Genomic DNA, 17,823 nt, shown 5'->3' with positions numbered 1-17,823 from the left:
TAGTATCAAGCTTAACACTTTTATGACTCTATATAGTCGTTAGCATAAAAACACGCTAATCTAACGGGTTATATGGGTTTCATTTTAATGGTTTGTGGGTTATGTAATACTATTTACCGCTAAAGTTTCGGATAATATTGCCGAAATTGAGACTGACAAAGGGTAGGGTTTATTATGGATAGTCAGGTTATGCCACGTGAACAGTTGGGTGTGTGCGCAGAAGGTAATTTACATAGTGTTTATTTAATGTTTAGCGCTAATGATGGCGTTGAATCTCAGTTGCGTCCCTGTGTCGCTAACATAGCTCAATATATTTATGACTTGTCAGATCAGTATGCTGATAGTGCATTCAATGGTTTTGTGGCTATTGGTGCTAATTATTGGGATAGCCTTTACCCAATTGACAGGCCTGCACAACTCAAACCTTTTCCAGCAATGAGCTCTGATAATCGAGATGCTCCTGCGCACGAGTATGATCTTTTTGTCCATCTTCGATGTGATCGTTACGATATATTGCACTTGGTTGCCAATGAAGTGTGTCAGATGTTTGAGGATCTAGTCGAACTTGTTGATGAAGAACGTGGTTTTCAATTTATGGATACTCGCGATCTTACGGGGTTTGTCGATGGTACTGAAAACCCTAAAGGTCGTCATCGCCAAGAGGTGGCTTTAGTTGGCGATGAAGATAGGCCATTCCGTTCAGGGAGCTATGTGCATGTCCAAAAATATGCACATAATTTGAGTAAATGGCATAGATTGCCGCTAAAGAAGCAAGAAGATATCTTCGGTCGGACAAAGATCGATAATATTGAATATGCATCGGAAGAGAAAGCGTTAACCAGCCACACAAAGCGAGTTAATCTTAAAGATAGTAACGGTAAATCAATGGAAATTTTAAGGCAGAGCATGCCTTATGGCTCAATGAAAGAGCAGGGATTGATGTTTATCTCTAATTGCCGTAATTCGGTGCATTTCGAAAAAATGCTGCATAGCATGATCCATGGTGACGGAGAGGGACATCACGACCACCTGATGCATTTTACTCAAGCGTTAACGGGCTCAGCGTTTTTTGCGCCGTCATTGGACTTTATGGAAAGTGTCGTTGATTAACTACTGAATCCAAGTGATTAGCCAACATAGAATAAAAAACACACCTTAAAAGGTGTGTTTTTTATTCTGCAATTTTTTATGCGCTAGCTTTCTAGAGGTAAAAAGTTCGTTAATCAACTTAAGCTAAACTGAGCTAGCAAGAGTAACAGCCTCTAGTTAGTCAGCATAATTAAAAAGTGACTTCACAGTGTCTAGCGTCTTATTTACTTCTTGAATATTAGAAGGACAGATAAAAATAGTATCATCACCTGCAATAGTACCTAAGATACCTTCCGGCTTACCTATCGAGTCGAGTAGCCTTGCTATCAATTGCGCCGCCCCGGGACTGGTTCGAATCACAATCATTGATTGATTATGGTCAACATCTAGGACTAAGTTTTTTAGTGGGCTACCAGCTGTAGGCACGCCTAGCTCTGCTGGTAAGCAATAGACCATCTCCTGCTTTGCGTTACGAGTACGTACTGCGCCGAATTTGCTCAGCATTCGAGAGACTTTAGATTGATTGATATTGCTATATCCCTCAGCTTGGAGGGCATTGACGATTTCACTTTGAGAGCCAAAGCGCTCCTCTTTTAAAATCGCCTTAAAGGTCTTTACTAATTCGTCTTGATTTTTATTTGCTTGCATAGTTTTATTATTCTTTATTCAAAAATCTGGCTCATTCTGAATATAGTTAGCGTCAAAGTCAAGTGTTAATCGGAAATTGTGAATAAAAATTCACTTCAATCTTGAAGGAGAGAGAAAGGCTGGAGATGTGATAGATGAGTTGTGACTATACGTTATAGCTAGTGAAATAACAATTTAGAGTAAAAAAGTAAAATATCTGGCTACACGACTAACGGATAATTGAATTCTTTGCGTGATTACAGTAATGTTGCGCCATCGGTGAATTTAGATCTACATCACAAATATCCAAGAATTGACGGAGATAACTATGAAAGTTGCTGTACTTGGTGCCGCTGGTGGTATTGGCCAGGCTCTTGCTCTACTGCTTAAGACTCAATTGCCTGCTGGTTCAAAACTGTCCCTTTATGATATCGCTCCTGTAACGCCTGGTGTTGCGGTTGACTTAAGCCATATCCCGACTGCAGTTGAAGTCAAAGGCTTTGCTGGTGAAGATCCAACCCCAGCACTAGAAGGTGCTGATGTTGTTCTTATTTCTGCAGGTGTCGCACGTAAGCCTGGTATGGATCGCTCAGATCTATTCAATATTAACGCAGGTATTGTTCGCAATCTTGTTGAGAAGTGTGCTGCGACTTGCCCTAAGGCGCTAATCGGTATCATTACCAACCCTGTTAATACGACGGTTGCTATTGCAGCTGAAGTATTGAAAGCGGCTGGTGTATACGATAAAGCACGCTTGTTTGGTGTTACCACTCTTGATGTTATTCGCTCTGAAACTTTCGTTGCTGAAGCCAAAGGTTTAGATGTAGCTGACGTTAAAGTTAATGTTATCGGTGGCCACAGTGGCGTGACGATTCTTCCTCTACTTTCTCAAGTTGAAGGCGTTACTTTTAGCGATGACGAAGTCGCAGCTTTGACTACTCGTATTCAGAATGCGGGTACTGAAGTTGTTGAAGCGAAAGCCGGTGGCGGTAGCGCGACACTTTCTATGGGTCAAGCGGCGTGCCGGTTCGGTCTGTCATTAGTTCGCGGATTACAGGGCGAAGCTAATGTTGTCGAATGTGCCTATGTTGACGGTGGTAGTGAGCATGCTGAATTTTTTGCTCAGCCAATTCTTCTCGGTAAGAGTGGTGTAGAGCAAGTGCTTGCATATGGTGATGTGAGTGAGTTCGAAGCCAATGCTCGCGATGCAATGCTAGATACCCTTAAAGCTGACATTAAGCTTGGTGTAGAATTCGTTAAATAGTCTTAAGCGAATTAATAAAATGGAGCCTATTGGCTCCATTTTTTATTTTTAGGTTTTATGCTTTGATGCTTATAGGCGAGACACGGGGGAATCATCGCTTATGACTGCTTATAGCGGCTAATGATTACGCGCCACAGCGATTCTAGCGAGCGATATCAAGGCTTGCTTGTAATCGGTATCAGGCAATACATCTAACGCGCTAATCGCCTTTTCTGCTTCTTCTAGGGCTCTTTGCTCTGTGTACTTCAGGGCGCCACATTGATTTAGTGCATTTAGAATGGTGTCTATATGCCCAGAACCATCGCCCTTTTCAATGGCATTGCGAATTAAGGCTTGTTCTTGCTCTGTTCCATTTGCAATAGCAAAGATCAGTGGCAAGGTTGGTTTACCTTCTGCAAGATCATCGCCTATATTTTTGCCCAGCTCTTCGGTTTCAGCTGTGTAGTCGAGCAGGTCGTCTGTCAGCTGGAACGCAGTACCTAAATACTTTCCGTAATCGGCTAGTGCTGTTTGTACTTCGATGCTGCTGTCTGCTAGTACACCAGCTAAACGCGTCGCGGCTTCGAATAACTTGGCTGTTTTACAATAGATGACACGCATATAGCTTTCTTCTGTAGTGTCAGGATCGTTACAGTTCATTAGCTGCAGCACTTCACCTTCGGCAAGCACATTCGTTGCATCAGCAAGCACTTCGAGTACTTGCATGCTGCCAAGCTCTGTCATCATCTGGAATGAGCGAGTATAGAGAAAGTCACCGACGAGTACGCTTGCGCTGTTACCAAACAACGCATTAGCCGTTTCACGACCTCGCCTGAGCATAGATTCATCGACAACATCATCGTGAAGTAATGATGCTGTGTGGATGAATTCTATGATTGCAGCTAACTTTATATGAGCCTCACCTTCATAGGCTATGGCTCTCGCGGCAAGAATAGAGAGTAGTGGGCGCATTCTTTTGCCCCCACCATTAATTATGTAGAACCCAAGTTGATTAATTAGGGCTACATCTGATTCCAACTGCTTATAGATAAGTTGGTCGACGGCTTTCATATCAGCATCAGCCAGCTGACGAATGGCGTTCAAATCCATATATAGGCTCTACTTCTCGGGTTGCTAAGTTGTTCTGGCAGCCCATATTAAGGCTAAATTGTTATAATAAGTCGATTCTACCTAAAAATGGGTCACAAGACAGTATTAGAACCACAATGTGCGAGTAATTCCGATCTTTTTTTGATCAAAGTGAATTAGGGGTTGTCAGCTTGGCTAACATAGCGTAAACTCCGCGACCATTGTCATTAAAGCTTTTATAGCACCCAGCCAAACCAAAAAGGTCTGCGTGCTTGAAATATCGGAGTAAAATAGCTATGTACGCTGTTTTTCAAAGTGGTGGTAAGCAGCACCGTGTTGCTGAAGGCCATACTGTACGTCTAGAAAAATTAGAAGTCGCTACAGGCGAAACTATCGAATTCGACCAAGTTCTTTTGGTTGCTGATGGTGAGACTGTTCATGTTGGTGCACCTTTAGTTGAAGGTGGTAAGGTTGTTGCTGAAGTTGTCAGCCATGGCCGTGGCGAGAAGGTAACTATTGTTAAGTTCCGTCGTCGTAAGCACCACGACAAGAAGATGGGCCACCGTCAGTGGTTCACCGAAGTTAAAATTACAGCTATCAACGCTTAATAAGGGGTCTGACTAATGGCACATAAAAAAGCTGGCGGTTCTACTCGTAACGGCCGCGATTCAGAAAGTAAACGTCTAGGTGTTAAGCGTTTCGGTGGTGAATCAGTTCTTGCTGGTAACATTATCGTACGTCAACGTGGTACTAAATTCCACGCAGGTGTTAACGTAGGTATTGGTCGTGACCATACTCTATTTGCACTAACTGACGGTAAAGTTAAGTTTGAAGTTAAAGGTCCTAATAACCGCAAGTTCATTAGCATCGAAGCTTAATTCTTAGTTCACCTAAGATAGTTTATAAAGCCCTGCCTCTGGTAGGGCTTTATTGTTTATAAAGATTGATATCTGGTGAAATGAGCCGATTACGTTGCTCCAGCACCAGAAAAGCATTGGGTGGCATAGGGCGATTGCTTATTGTTAGCTCGATACGATAATTGTTTTTTTGGCGGTACGATTGGATAGGCAGTATAATCGGTCTATTGTGCGGTGCCTGGAGTTGGTATGAAGTTTGTCGATGAAGCTGTGATCAGAGTTGAAGCTGGTGATGGTGGTAGTGGTTGCGTCAGTTTTAGACGTGAAAAATATGTACCTGATGGTGGTCCTGATGGTGGTGATGGTGGTGATGGTGGTAGTGTCTATTTGCAGGCAGACGAAAACCTTAACACTCTGATCGATTATCGTTTTGAACGTTTTCATTTTGCCGAGCGCGGTAAAAATGGTCGCGGACGCGATTGTACTGGCCACGGTGGTGAAGATCTTATCCTTAAAGTGCCAGTTGGTACTCGTGCGGTTGACGAAGAGACGCTAGAAGCCTTAGGCGATCTTAAGACTCATGGGCAAAAGCTATTAGTCGCTAAGGGTGGTTTCCATGGTTTAGGCAATACGCGATTTAAGAGCAGTACTAACCGTGCCCCTAGACAGAAGACCTTAGGTACCCCAGGTGAAGTTCGTAGTTTACGACTTGAACTGATGTTGCTTGCAGATGTGGGCTTGTTAGGTATGCCTAATGCTGGTAAGTCGACTTTTATCCGAGCGGTATCACGTGCTAAGCCTAAAGTCGCTGATTATCCATTTACCACCTTGGTACCCAATTTAGGGGTGGTTAATCCACGTCACGGGCAGAGCTTCGTTGTGGCGGATATTCCAGGCTTGATTGAAGGGGCGGCTGATGGTGCAGGTCTTGGGATTCGATTCCTTAAGCATCTTGAACGTTGTCGTGTATTGCTGCATATATTAGATATTGAACCGATTGATGGCAGCGATCCTGTTGACTCTGCGCGCGCCATTGTTGGCGAACTGGAAAAGCATTCTCCATTGCTTGCGAGTAAGCCTCGTTGGTTAGTGTTTAATAAGACGGATTTGTTGCTCGAAGAAGAAATTAACGAACGCATCGAGCGTATTGTTAAAGAACTCGATTGGCAGGGAGAAGTCTTTAATATTTCGGCCTATAACCGTCAAGGTACAGAGGCGTTATCTCTCAAACTGATGGATTTCATCGATGCACTTCCTGAAGAGGAAGAGGCTGATCCCGATGCCGAAGTCGAGTTCAAATGGGATAACTATCATCAACAGAGTCAAGAGGTTGTTAACGAAGATTATGATGATGATTTTGATGATGACTTTGACGACGATGACTACGATGTTGAGATCATCTATCAAAGATAAGTATTGCTTGTTAATGATTTCATTCTGAGAATAACGTGTACGCAGATACTCAAAATGATATTACTCGGCAAGTGGTCCGGGTTGCACAACTACTTCTGGCCTATGGCGCTGAATCTGAACTCGTAGAAGAGATCAGTCAACGCTTAGGTCAGGCGTTAGGCCTTGCCAGTGTTGAGATCTCTATCTCTTCCAATTCTCTCGTATTAACCAGTCTTGTCCATGGACGCTGTATTACTACTACTCGTCGAATTCGGGAACATGGCATAAATATGACTATTATCTGTGAGCTACAGCGTATCTGTTTGCTTACCGAGAAAGGCATTTACGGTCTTAACGAAGTTCGTAAGCGTGTTTCACGCATCCAGCCAAAGACTTATCCTCGGCGTTATCTCGTGCCTATGATAGGACTGTCATGTGGTAGCTTTTGTCACTTATTCGGTGGCGATTGGATGGCGGTTCTGATAACCGTAATTGCGGCATCAGTAGGCATGTTTGTTCGGATATCTATTGCCAAACGTCATTTTAATCTATTAGTTAACTTTGCCGTCACAGCCTTTATTACCACTCTTGTTGCGCAGGTTGGTTACCATTTTCAATTAACCGACACCCCTAAGCTGCCTATGGCGGCAAGTGTTTTGATGTTAGTCCCTGGTTTTCCAATGATTAACGCTATTTCAGATATGGTTAAAGGCCACTTGAATGTAGGTATTTCTCGTTGGGGCCATGCAACGCTGTTAACTGTTTCATCTGTTATTGGTATAACCATAGCGATGCAAATTGGTGGGCTATTTTTATGATGGAACTCATATTCAATCTGCTCAATGATGCGTTGTTTTCATCGATTCCTGCTATTGGCTTTGCCATGGTCTTTAATGTTCCTAAACGTTTTTTACCGTACTGCGCATTAGCTGGTGCGGTTGGCCATAGTGTTAGGACGCTTTTACTTCATTTCCATATGCCAATCGAATGGGCGACATTTGCCGCGGCTGCTATCGTTGGGGTGTTGACCATAGGTTTTGCAAAAAAACACCTAGCACCACCGTTAATGTACGCGGTTGCCGCAATTATACCTATGATCCCTGGCACCTATGCCTACAATACTGTCATCGCGCTAGTGCAGCTAACCGCCCAGTCTGAAGTTAGCCCAGAGTTAACAGCAGAAGTCATTAGTAACGGATTAAAAACCGTATTTATTCTTGGTGCCTTATCTGTGGGATTGGCGATGCCGAGTTTGCTTTACTTCCGTACCCGTCCAGTGATTTAACTTTTTAGATTGAAACGGCAATAGACTGTTGGAGCTCAAATGAAGATTGCAATGATCGCCGCCATGGCTAATAACCGAGTTATAGGTAAAGATAATCAGATGCCTTGGCATCTTCCCGAAGATTTACGCCACTTTAAAGCGATGACATTCGGTAAACCTGTCGTTATGGGGAGAAAGACCTTTGAATCAATAGGTCGGCCTCTACCAGGGCGTCACAATATCGTTGTTAGCAGGCAGCAAGATTTAGCCATCGAGGGAGTTAGCTGTGTGACTTCATTTGATAAAGCTATCGAATTAGCGGGCGAATGCGAAGAACTGGTGGTGATCGGTGGTGGTCAGTTGTACCATGCGATATTGCCGAGGGCCGATATTCTTTATCTGACCGAGATCGCTTTAGAAGTGGAGGGGGATACCCATTTTCCTCTGTGGGATGATGGATCTTGGCATATACTTGAAAGTGAAAGCTGCACAAATGATAAAGGTTTGCAATATCGCTTTATCACTTTGACAAAAGAATGTTAAATTATGGTGTTGTCCTGAGTCGTCTTTAGAGTAATGAAGTCATTATTTGTTATTCTATGGAATAAAAATAATAAATATTATAGGAGTACCCGATGCGTCTTTTACCTACGACGATTGCTGTGGTTATTGCAGCTTCTGCTTATACTTATACTGTTCCGGTACATGCAAATGATCAGCTTGCAGCGAACATTTGCAACTATGTTCATGCCGATGATAAGAACCGTTTACGTAGTAAATTAAAAGAAACGCGTGTTAAGTTACGTAACGTTTATCAAGGGCTCACCTGTGATGGCGATAGTCTTTTACGCTTTGCGATGAAAAGTGGCGCAAACGATGTTGGTTCTTTCATGGCAAAACGTTTGTCTACTGATGATTTAACCGCTAAAGAGGCCGATGGTAAAACCGTTGTTGAATGGGCTGAAGCTAATGGGCACGGTGGTAGCGAAATCACTGCTGCGATAAAAGATCGAATATCGGGTAATTAGATTTAGTTTTAATCTGAATTTTACCAATCAAAAACCGGATGTTATATCCGGTTTTTTATGTCTTATATTTGCTAATTTAGCCAAACAAGCCTGCGAATAACAGGCTTGTTTTAGGTTTAAACCTTGAACTCACCAACAGAGGCTTGAAGCTCCTCGGCAAGTTGCGCTACCTGATGACTCGATTGCGCAGTTTGGTCTGCACCAGTGGCGGTTTCTTCAGAGATAGCGGCAATATGCTCTAGTTTCTCAGAGACCTGCTGGCTAACTAAGTTTTGCTCTTGGGCGGCATGAGCAATATGAGTGCCTGAATCATGAGCATTATGGACAGCCTGACTGATACTTTCTAGGGCAATATTAGCTTGCTCTGTTTTTTCTACGCAGCTATTTGCTTGATTTCGTCCAAGCTCCATAACCGAGACCGCTTCTTGAGTACCTTGTTGTAGTACCTGAATCATCTGTTGGATCTCTTGGGTTGAATCTTGGGTGCGAGAAGCTAGGCTACGCACCTCATCGGCAACGACAGCAAATCCGCGTCCTTGTTCGCCGGCTCGAGCGGCTTCGATAGCGGCATTAAGTGCCAATAGATTGGTTTGTTCTGCGATACCTCGGATAACATCCAAAATAGAGCCAATAGAAGCGCTGTCAGAGTGGACCTTATTGATCACCTGAGACGCTTTTGCGACTTCGTCAGCAAGTGCCAGTATTGTGCGTTTGTTCTCATCGGCAATGGTACGCATATGTTGCGCTTCATCATCGGCCTGTTTGATCTGACTCAAGGCTTCGTCGGCGCTGCTGGTGACTTGCATCGCGCTAGAGCTTAGCTCTGTTGTTGCGGCAGCGACTTGATCTACTTGATTCTTTTGCTCTTGAATACCAGCTGTGGTCTGAGCCGTAATCGCCGAGGTTTCTTCTGCCGCGGCAGCTAGCTGATTAGAACGGTCTAAAATACCTTGTATTAGGGTTCTTAAGCTGTCAACAAGACGATTGCAGTTACGGGAAAGCTCGGCAAATTCATCGTGACCAGAGTCGTCTAGTTTGTGAGTTAGATTGCCCGAAGCCAAAATGTCCAGCGCGTTATTCACACTATCTAAAGAGCGCTTAAGTGGACGTATCACGGCAATACTAACAATGATCGAGACAAGGATGGCAATTAGCACTAGGGCCATGGTTTTAAAGCTGGCGCTATCGATATCACTAATGGCGTTATTGCTGACTTTTTGCGAAACAACTTCAATCTGTTTATTGAGGCTACTCATACTTTTGTTGACAGATTCAACATTGGCTTCGACTTGATCTAGAAGTGCTGCAGCAGAGATATCGAAATTCAGCTGTTTGCCTTTACGTGCTTGGATTGAATTAGCGCCGCTAAGCATATCTAGTGCTTTTGAAGCTTCTTTATTTATATCATCTAAAATCTCTTGGTCTATAACGCCTTCCCAGTGGCGGCTAACATATTCTAACTTGTTTGTAACATCACTGATAATGTACTCGAGCTCTTTGGTAATGGTATCAAACTTAGATTTTTCTTTAGTTTTTACGAGGTCGTAGCTGCTCGTAATAAGGCTGCTAAAGCTGGTATCGATATTACTTGCCGTTGCTGCAATTTCTCTCTCTGTTGGGTCTTCGCTGGATTCGTAATCGATAAGGTCGATAAGTAGCGATGCGGTATCATCTACAGCAATCTCTAGGTCTTCGAGTTGTTTTAACAGGTTTTCTTGAGTTTGCAATGACTGTTCGCGAGCGGACATCATTTTTAGGCTATTATCCTTAAAGCCCTGATAGCTACTCTTTAATGAGATGATCTGAGTTTCTAGCCCTTGCTTATGCCCACTGATAATAGACTGTAATGAGCTAATTTCATTGAAAAAACTTTGAGAGTATTCGCTAAACTTCTGTTCAACTTTGGGAATATGTTCGGAGCGAGTTGAGTGAAATGCGACTAGAAGTTGCTTCTCTTGTAGTGCCAAATCTTGGGTTAGGTGATTGCTGCTTTCTAATGCTGGTATACTCAAATCTTGCAAAACCAGAGTACTTGACTTGATATTTTCATTGGTTATTAACGAAGCGACACCTAATGCTATTAGCAATAAAGTCACAACGCTAAACCCACCGATAACTCTAGTGGCGACATTCAATTTCATGGGGTACTCCGCTTTTTTGTTGTTATATCCCTAATTATAAAAATAATTTCAGGATTAGTGCTTGCATGCACAGCTAGCTTTATATCGGCCAGAATCCTAACCAGTTTAACTCTTTTTTAACTTCTTTTGGGTAATTTTTTGATTAGATTCAAGGTGCCAAAGGGTTAAATATTCACCCCAACAGCAACCTGTATCTAACGCTTGAAGTGCTGGATTGTCAACTTTTCCCATCAATGCTGCCCAGTGTCCAAACACCAATGTGTGCGTTTCACTCACCATACTGGGGAAATGAAACCATGGCTTTAAAGTGTTGTCAGGGTTGGATTCGGGAGGCAGTTTACAACTAAAATCTAAGCGACCGTCAGCATTTAGATATCGCATTCGAGTGAGCGCATTTACACAGTAAATTAGTCGTTGTTTACTCGGCATTGACTCCGCCCAATCATCAATATCATCAGTGTACATATCTTTGATAAGGTGGGTTAAATAATTTGGGCTCATTAGCGCTCGATGGACTGCGTTTGCTTCTTCAATGGCGGTGGCTATGTCCCATTGGGGCGGAATACCTGCATGGGTCATTACTATAGGTTGTGATGGGTGTTGTCTTAATAAAGGTTGTAATCGAAGCCAGTCGACGAGTTCATCAATATCATCAGCACAGAGGAGAGCGCTTAGCTGATCGCTGGGTTTTGGTCGTTTAAGTTTTCCGTGCAAGGCCAGAAGGTGGAGGTCGTGATTGCCAAGTACTGGTTTGGCTGAATTCTCAAGGGATTTGATATACCTGATGGTTTCAAGTGATTTATCACCTCTAGCGACCATGTCGCCAACAATCCATAGCTCATCTTTTGACGGATTGAAATCAACTTGGCTTAGTATGGCTCGTAGCTCATCGTAACAGCCTTGTATATCACCGATAAAGTAGGTTGCCATTGATTACTCGTTAGTTCGCGATTCAGGGAATGGTTAGATGGCGCTAATGGATTAATCCCGGCGCCGCTAATCTAAAGGGGGCAATACGTGCTTTAAACTCAGTGCCATCTTCGCTGATCATCACATAATAACCTTGCATGACCGCAAAAGGCGTTTCGCAGACGGTACCGCTAGTATATCGGTATGCAGTATCAGGCGCGATTGTCGGAGTTTCACCAACGACGCCAGCCCCTTGAACTTCACTATGATGGCCGTTGGCATCGGTTATTGACCACATACGACTCTTTAAGGTTGCGGCTTTTTCACCCAGATTTACGATCGTAATGGTATAGCTAAAAAGGTAGCGCTCTTCATCGGGTGATGATTGCTCTTCGATATATTCAGTTTTTACCTCAATTTTAATTGAGGATTCAAGTTCCATCATTGAATGTCCTAAATGTAATAGAGAGGAGGGGAAATTGCTTCCCCCTTGAGATACCTTAGCCGTTTTTCTTGTTTGCGACTAGGTTTGCCATCGCAACATATTGCTCAACCGTTATCTGCTCAGGACGTTTGCTGGCATCAATGGCGAGTGATTCAAACTCATCGTCTGAAAGAATATGTTTAAGATTATTGCGTAGCGTTTTGCGGCGCATATTGAAAGCGGTCGTACAAATATGCCTAAGTAGATCGACATCTTTACAAGGCCAAGGTTTATTCTTGTAAGGCACCAACCTCACTACGGCTGAATCGACCTTAGGTGGAGGTGTAAAACAGCCTGGAGGTACTTCTAGCACGGGCATGATTTGGCAGAAGTATTGTGCCATGACGGTTAAACGGCCATATGCTTTTGTGCCTGGTGCGGCAGACAAACGAAGTACCACTTCCTTTTGTAGCATGAAGTGCATATTTTCAATATGTTCTGCAAACTCGAAAAGATGAAACATGAGTGGTGTTGAGATGTTGTAAGGTAAGTTACCAAATACCTTCATCTGCTTGCCTTCTTCAACCAACTGGTTAAAGTCAAATTTGAGCGCGTCCCCTTGGTGGATCTCAAGTTTATCTTTGAGAAAAGGGTGCGTCTTTAGACGCTCAACAAGATCTTTATCTAACTCAACCACAGTGAGCTTGTCTATGCTCTCGGCAACGGGTTCAGTTAATGCCGCAAGGCCTGGACCAATTTCAACCATAACGTGATCATTGTCTGGGGCAATCGCGCCGACAATTCGATTAATCACATTGCTATCGGTCAAAAAGTTTTGTCCGAAACGCTTTCTTGCCGTGTGGCCTAAATGTACTTTATTACTCATTACTTCTCTTTTTTTGACTCGTTTCTGTCGGCCAATTCTATAGCCTTATTTAGTGCGCAGACGAAGCTTCCTATTTCTGCATCACCCGTTCCAGCAAGGGCTAATGCCGTTCCGTGATCGACCGAGGTGCGAATATATGGCAGGCCCAAGGTAATATTCACTGAGCTACCAAATCCGCGTGACTTTAATACAGGAAGCCCCTGATCGTGGTACATGGCTAATACGACATCTGCATCTTCAAGGTACTTAGGTTGAAACAGAGTATCTGCCGGTAGAGGCCCGACTATACTCATGCCCATCTCGCGTAGTTCATCTAGCGCGGGCATAATAACATCAATCTCTTCTCTGCCTAAGTGGCCGTCTTCACCTGCGTGTGGGTTCAAGCCGCAGACATAAATTTTAGGTTGCATCAGTCCAAATTTGTTAACCAAGTCTTCATGCAATATTTTGATAATTTGGTGCAAGCGATCGCGCGTGATGGCTTTCGATACATAGGCCAGTGGAATATGAGTCGTGACAAGTGCTACCTGCAAACCCGGCGCTGCCAGTAACATCACCACATCGTGGCAATTTGCTTGATGGGCAAAAAATTCGGTATGCCCACTAAAAGGGATGCCAGCTTGGTTGATGATACCTTTGTGCACAGGTCCTGTGACAACGGCATCAAACTCACCGCTCATGTTTTTCTCGCCAGCGTAGCTCAGCGTTTCAATGACATAGCTACTATTTTGTTCATCTAGGGTGCCGCACACCGCCTCTGTTACCAATGGAAAGGGAACTATGGTTAATGTTCCTGCCTCTTGAGGCTTAGGAGGCTGATTGGGTTGATATGGGCGCAATTGGATCGGCAGGCCGATTTTTTTGGCCCTAGATTTCAATAAAGCAGGATCGGCACAAACAACAAGCTCAGCGGGCCAAGCGCGCTGAGCAAGTTGAATGACTAAGTCTGGTCCCACACCGGCAGGTTCGCCCGGTGTGATAGCGATACGTTTAGTCGTCAATATGATTAACCTCGGTTAAAATCGGCATCAAACACTTCAATGTAAGCGTCAGCTCGCATTTCGTCTAACCAGTTTTGTAACTCTTCATTAAACTTACGACGGAAGATAAGTTGATGTGCGCGATTAGTATTAAACTTATCAGTCGCATCGGTTTTACGTTTCTCTTCAAGCTGAACGATATGCCAGCCATGAGATGAGCGGAATGGTTCGCTTATTTCATTTATATCGAGTGCAGCTAATGTTTGACTAAAAGCGGGCACGTATACCGATGGGTCTGCCCAGCCTAGCTCTCCGCCTTTAGTCGCAGAACCTGGATCTTCGCTATATTGGCGTGCCAGTTCAGCAAAGTCGGCATCACCAGCTCGAAGCTGTTTAACAAACTTATCCAGCATAGCCTTAGCGCGTTCTTCAGACAAGATAGGTGAAGGCTTGATGAGAATATGACGCGAACGGACTTCGTCGACTTCTTTCGTCTGTAAGCCTCGTGCATCCATTACTTTAATAATATGGAAGCCTGCACCACTACGAATGGGGCCAATAATATCGTTAGTCTTGGCACCCGTTAGCAGTTCAGCAAACAAGGTTGGCATCTCATTAATGTTCATGTAATCCCAGATCCCCCCCTCAAGGGCTTTCGGGCCTGCAGACGATGCAATTGCGGTCTGCTTAAAGTCAGAGCCATCTTGTAAGCGTTTTAATACTGTGTTGGCTCGTTTACTGGCGCTCTCAAGTTGTTCGCTGTTAGGGTTGCTCGGAACTTCAATCAAGATATGGCCAATCTGGTATTCGACCTGTTGCATACCTTGTTCTTCGATCAGCTTCACTAAACTATTGATCTCTTGAGGCGACACTTGGATGCGCCTTTGAACTTGAATACGCTGTATTTCACCTAAGGTGATCTCTTCACGTAACTGTTCGCGATATTGATTCCAGCTTAGGCCTTCAGTTTCGATTTTTTGACGCATCATTGCAGGAGTCATCTTCTGCTCTTTAGCGATATTCTCGATAGTCTGGTCTAGTTGTAGATCGCCAATATGCAAACCAATGCGTTCGGCCATTTGCAGTTGTAGGCGAGTCATGATGAGGCGTTCAATAACTTGGGTGCGAAGCGCCATATCTGATGGCAAAGCTTGACCAGCTGTTTGCGCGTTGGCTTTGACCGTTTTGATCATGTTAGCGATTTCGCTTTCTAATACGATACCTTCATTGATCTGCACCGTGACGCGATCTAAAGGTTGTACAGCAAGGGTGACATGGCTCAGTGTCAATGTCAGAAAAGCAATAATCAGTTTTTTACAGGGTCTCATCCACAAAAATCCTTGGCATATTGAGGTCGTTTGTCACTAATTGACCGACCACTTAATTCGATTATTCTGATTGGACTACAAGTCCGTATCTAGGTTCAGCAAAATGTTAACTAATTATCAAATGCTAGTTTTTTAAGTACAAGGGCTTGCGATAATTAAACAGGCCGTCGTTAAGCATATCTGAGACTCCAAGTGGTCCTGAACCTCCTAGGCCTTTGATCACGAAGTTAAGATAAATTCCATGTTCAAATAACTCTCTATCATCGAAGGAGGGCTCTAAATCGTCATCATAGTTTGTCTTAATGCGGTAATGATAACTTAAGCGAAGCGCCCAGCAACAAGATTCGTATTGAAATCCAGTATAAGTCTCGACACTTCTACTCTCATTGAGGTCATAATACCAGTTGCCCACGATATACCAGTTGTCATTAATAGGCCACGCCGCTCGAACCCCTGTTTGGGAGATATTGACTGACTCATTGGTATTACTATTAATTAAGTCAGGCACATAGCGGTAGCTCAGTTGCAGTAATTTATTAGCTTCAGGGCGAAAATCTAAGGTCACTTCACTCTTTTTGTTGTCACTATTCTTAGTGTCATATTGAATCGCACCGCTCATGAACCAATCGTTGTAAATTTGGGTGTTCAATTCCGCGGCTAACACAGAGTTAGAGGTATTTTGCTGCTGCAGCATTTGATTGGGGAGGGATGGATCTGTGAGTCCCACTTTACTGTCTTCAAAGTAATAAATTTGCCCTATGCTAAATTTAAAGGTTTCGAGATTGTGTTCATCAAATAAACGGGTCGTTAAACCTAGGGTCATCTGATTTGCATCTGCGATTCTGTCTAGACCTGAGAAGCGGCGATCCCTAAATAGACCATAGTAATCATCTTGTAATCGCGCCGTATCATAGACACCTATGTTAGATTGATCTTCATAGCCGACATAAAGGTATTGAAACTGTGGCTCCAACGTTTGGCGATAGTTTACGTCAAAATAGTTTGTGAAACGTTCGAAGTTAACCTGCCCATGGATCCGCACTTGAGGCAGTGTTCGGCTAACTGTGCTGTCGAGTTCGTCAGCGCTGATGCTGTTTTCAACATCTTGCCAGTAGTTGGTTTGCATCAACTTTAATTCGCTGGTTAACGATCCAGCAGGGCCATGTATCGGTAGCGTGATGCTAGGTTCAAGGTGGAGACGGTTGGCTGTAGCGTATTCATCCTCTTTATGACGGAAGTTCGTTGCCTCACCTAATAGGTTGAAATCGAGTCCTCGCCAAAGTTCAGGTGAACGATAGTTAAAACCGACCTGTGGCATGACTTGGTATGGAGATTCATCTTCGCCAAGCACCTTAATGTCTTGAACTCGCGCGGTAATGTCCCAGTTGTTTTGAAAATAGGCGATTTCACCGATTCTAGAAAGTTGGTTATCGGTTGCACGCAATACATCTGATTTGAGGTCATTAAAATAGTTGTTGTCAGACACGTTGGTATAATTGGCTAACACGCGCCAATTATCGTTAATCGCGCCTTTGTGTTGCCAGTGATAAAGGTAGCGATCGTCTTTATTGGGCATCAGGCTGTCATCGGCAAGATATTCAGCGTTGAATTGTCCCTGTTGAGCTTCACCAGTTAGGTAACGGAATTCGGTTTTTAAGAACAGACCTCGCGCCGACATATAGTGTGGTGTGAAGGTTAAATCGTATTCGGGCGCTATGTTCCAATAGTAAGGGGTCGCTATCTCCACACCATTGGTTGTGCTCGTGCTGAAGGTTGGAAATAGAAAGCCTGACTTACGTTTTTCTGATACCGGGATAGTCATATAAGGCAGGTAAAAAACAGGTACGTCACCGATTTTTAGTTTGGCATTCCACAGTTCTCCCCACTCTTCAGAGCTATCGATTTTTATCGTTTCGGCTTCGAGTAACCAAGAGGTATCGCCTGGAGGGCAAGTGGTGAAATTTGTATTGGTTAAATGCAGATTATTATCTTTAGTGATCTCAAGCTTTTCTGCTTCGCCATGTATCTGCTGGCCATGAAGCCAATATTGCGCCGAGTTTAATTGGGCATTATTGCTGCGCATTTCAGCGCTTAAAGAGTCGGCTGTCACTGTGAACATGCTGTCTTGAAATACTAAGTTTCCGTTAGCATCTAAACGTTGGTTGGCTTGATCTAATATGGCACTGTCGGCAGAGATGTGACGTCCACCTTGGCTAAAGGTGACATCACCATCGAAATTGGCTTTATCTCCCATTTTCGCCGATGTACGATCTGAAACAATGCTAATTTGCTGTAAATTGATTGGCGTATCAGTCTCTTCCGCTTGAGGAATAGGCACGGGAGGCTCCACAAGACATTGTGCGCCAGTATCAAGAGGTGTTGCTGAGTCGTCTGCCAAGACTAGGTGCGGAAGCAGTACTAAAGCCAATAAGTAACGGATATGCATCTTTTATCGTTTTTGTGATTTCTTAGTCTAGACAAGTTATCGGAGAGGATAGTTGCATCTATATGCACAAGCAACCTAGCAAAGAGATAAAAATCATCTTAATTGCTGTTTCCATTTTGC

The 17,823-nt window shown here is 43.7% G+C and carries 18 protein-coding genes; 9 read left to right on the top strand and 9 right to left on the bottom strand.

Annotated features, from left to right (window positions below; all coding sequences use genetic code 11):
- Positions 1 to 174 precede the first annotated feature (174 nt).
- On the top strand, positions 175 to 1,110 hold the full coding sequence (locus K0I73_RS14810) for a Dyp-type peroxidase (RefSeq protein WP_220061832.1): 936 nt from the start codon (positions 175 to 177) through the stop codon (positions 1,108 to 1,110).
- A gap of 156 nt (positions 1,111 to 1,266) precedes the next feature.
- Here the strand turns inward: K0I73_RS14810 and argR are convergent, their stop codons facing one another.
- Complete coding sequence (argR, locus tag K0I73_RS14805; RefSeq protein WP_220061831.1) at positions 1,267 to 1,737, bottom strand: transcriptional regulator ArgR; 471 nt, start codon at positions 1,735 to 1,737, stop codon at positions 1,267 to 1,269.
- Positions 1,738 to 2,044: 307 nt separating this feature from the next.
- Here argR and mdh point away from each other — a divergent pair, with 307 nt between their 5' ends.
- A complete protein-coding gene (gene mdh / locus K0I73_RS14800; RefSeq protein WP_220061830.1) occupies positions 2,045 to 2,980 on the top strand; it encodes a malate dehydrogenase in 936 nt (311 codons plus the stop codon).
- A gap of 117 nt (positions 2,981 to 3,097) precedes the next feature.
- On the opposite strand, the gene ispB is transcribed toward mdh, so the two are convergent.
- Entirely contained in the window at positions 3,098 to 4,069 is a 972-nt protein-coding gene (gene ispB, locus K0I73_RS14795) for an octaprenyl diphosphate synthase (RefSeq protein ID WP_220061829.1), read from the bottom strand.
- Positions 4,070 to 4,344: 275 nt separating this feature from the next.
- Here ispB and rplU point away from each other — a divergent pair, with 275 nt between their 5' ends.
- The 7 genes from rplU (at position 4,345) to K0I73_RS14760 (ending at position 8,589) form a co-directional block, all read left to right on the top strand.
- Positions 4,345 to 4,656 carry a 50S ribosomal protein L21 gene (rplU, locus tag K0I73_RS14790; RefSeq protein WP_033537952.1) on the top strand — a complete coding sequence of 104 codons (312 nt, stop codon included), beginning with the start codon at positions 4,345 to 4,347 and terminating at the stop codon, positions 4,654 to 4,656.
- A 15-nt stretch (positions 4,657 to 4,671) separates the two neighbouring features.
- Positions 4,672 to 4,926: a 50S ribosomal protein L27 gene (gene rpmA, locus K0I73_RS14785; RefSeq protein WP_007650346.1), complete on the top strand. Its 255-nt coding sequence runs from the start codon at positions 4,672 to 4,674 to the stop codon at positions 4,924 to 4,926.
- 228 nt (positions 4,927 to 5,154) lie between these two features.
- A complete protein-coding gene (gene cgtA, locus K0I73_RS14780; protein ID WP_220061828.1) occupies positions 5,155 to 6,318 on the top strand; it encodes an Obg family GTPase CgtA in 1,164 nt (387 codons plus the stop codon).
- A gap of 35 nt (positions 6,319 to 6,353) precedes the next feature.
- The gene (locus K0I73_RS14775) at positions 6,354 to 7,115 is read left to right on the top strand and encodes a threonine/serine exporter family protein (RefSeq protein ID WP_220061827.1); all 762 of its coding nucleotides are present in this window, start codon (positions 6,354 to 6,356) and stop codon (positions 7,113 to 7,115) included.
- On the top strand, positions 7,112 to 7,582 hold the full coding sequence (locus tag K0I73_RS14770) for a threonine/serine exporter family protein (RefSeq protein ID WP_220061826.1): 471 nt from the start codon (positions 7,112 to 7,114) through the stop codon (positions 7,580 to 7,582). Before K0I73_RS14775 ends, K0I73_RS14770 begins: the two co-directional genes overlap by 4 nt.
- 39 nt (positions 7,583 to 7,621) lie before the next feature.
- Positions 7,622 to 8,104: a type 3 dihydrofolate reductase gene (folA, locus tag K0I73_RS14765; RefSeq protein ID WP_220061825.1), complete on the top strand. Its 483-nt coding sequence runs from the start codon at positions 7,622 to 7,624 to the stop codon at positions 8,102 to 8,104.
- 92 nt (positions 8,105 to 8,196) lie between these two features.
- Positions 8,197 to 8,589 carry a DUF3718 domain-containing protein gene (locus K0I73_RS14760; protein WP_220061824.1) on the top strand — a complete coding sequence of 131 codons (393 nt, stop codon included), beginning with the start codon at positions 8,197 to 8,199 and terminating at the stop codon, positions 8,587 to 8,589.
- 116 nt (positions 8,590 to 8,705) lie between these two features.
- Here K0I73_RS14760 and K0I73_RS14755 read toward each other — a convergent pair whose 3' ends face one another.
- The 7 genes from K0I73_RS14755 to lptD all read right to left on the bottom strand — a co-directional run bounded on the left by K0I73_RS14755 (position 8,706) and on the right by lptD (position 17,703).
- A complete protein-coding gene (locus K0I73_RS14755) occupies positions 8,706 to 10,730 on the bottom strand; it encodes a methyl-accepting chemotaxis protein (protein ID WP_220061823.1) in 2,025 nt (674 codons plus the stop codon).
- Positions 10,731 to 10,835: 105 nt separating this feature from the next.
- Complete coding sequence (locus tag K0I73_RS14750) at positions 10,836 to 11,660, bottom strand: symmetrical bis(5'-nucleosyl)-tetraphosphatase (RefSeq protein WP_220061822.1); 825 nt, start codon at positions 11,658 to 11,660, stop codon at positions 10,836 to 10,838.
- Between the two features lie 43 nt (positions 11,661 to 11,703).
- Positions 11,704 to 12,084 carry a Co2+/Mg2+ efflux protein ApaG gene (apaG, locus tag K0I73_RS14745; RefSeq protein WP_220061821.1) on the bottom strand — a complete coding sequence of 127 codons (381 nt, stop codon included), beginning with the start codon at positions 12,082 to 12,084 and terminating at the stop codon, positions 11,704 to 11,706.
- A 55-nt stretch (positions 12,085 to 12,139) separates the two neighbouring features.
- Entirely contained in the window at positions 12,140 to 12,949 is an 810-nt protein-coding gene (gene rsmA, locus K0I73_RS14740; protein WP_220061820.1) for a 16S rRNA (adenine(1518)-N(6)/adenine(1519)-N(6))-dimethyltransferase RsmA, read from the bottom strand.
- Positions 12,949 to 13,950, bottom strand: a complete 1,002-nt coding sequence (gene pdxA, locus K0I73_RS14735; RefSeq protein ID WP_220061819.1) for a 4-hydroxythreonine-4-phosphate dehydrogenase PdxA — start codon at positions 13,948 to 13,950, stop codon at positions 12,949 to 12,951. The genes rsmA and pdxA overlap by 1 nt, the downstream gene beginning before the upstream one ends.
- A 5-nt stretch (positions 13,951 to 13,955) precedes the next feature.
- Complete coding sequence (surA, locus tag K0I73_RS14730) at positions 13,956 to 15,257, bottom strand: peptidylprolyl isomerase SurA (RefSeq protein WP_220061818.1); 1,302 nt, start codon at positions 15,255 to 15,257, stop codon at positions 13,956 to 13,958.
- Between the two features lie 124 nt (positions 15,258 to 15,381).
- Positions 15,382 to 17,703, bottom strand: coding sequence for an LPS assembly protein LptD (lptD, locus tag K0I73_RS14725; RefSeq protein ID WP_220061817.1), 2,322 nt, complete (start codon positions 17,701 to 17,703; stop codon positions 15,382 to 15,384).
- Positions 17,704 to 17,823: the final 120 nt, after the last annotated feature.

Origin of the sequence: Shewanella mesophila (assembly GCF_019457515.1) — a bacterium.
Taxonomy (GTDB): Bacteria; Pseudomonadota; Gammaproteobacteria; order Enterobacterales; family Shewanellaceae; genus Shewanella; species Shewanella mesophila.
This window is presented reverse-complemented; position numbering and strand designations above follow the sequence as displayed.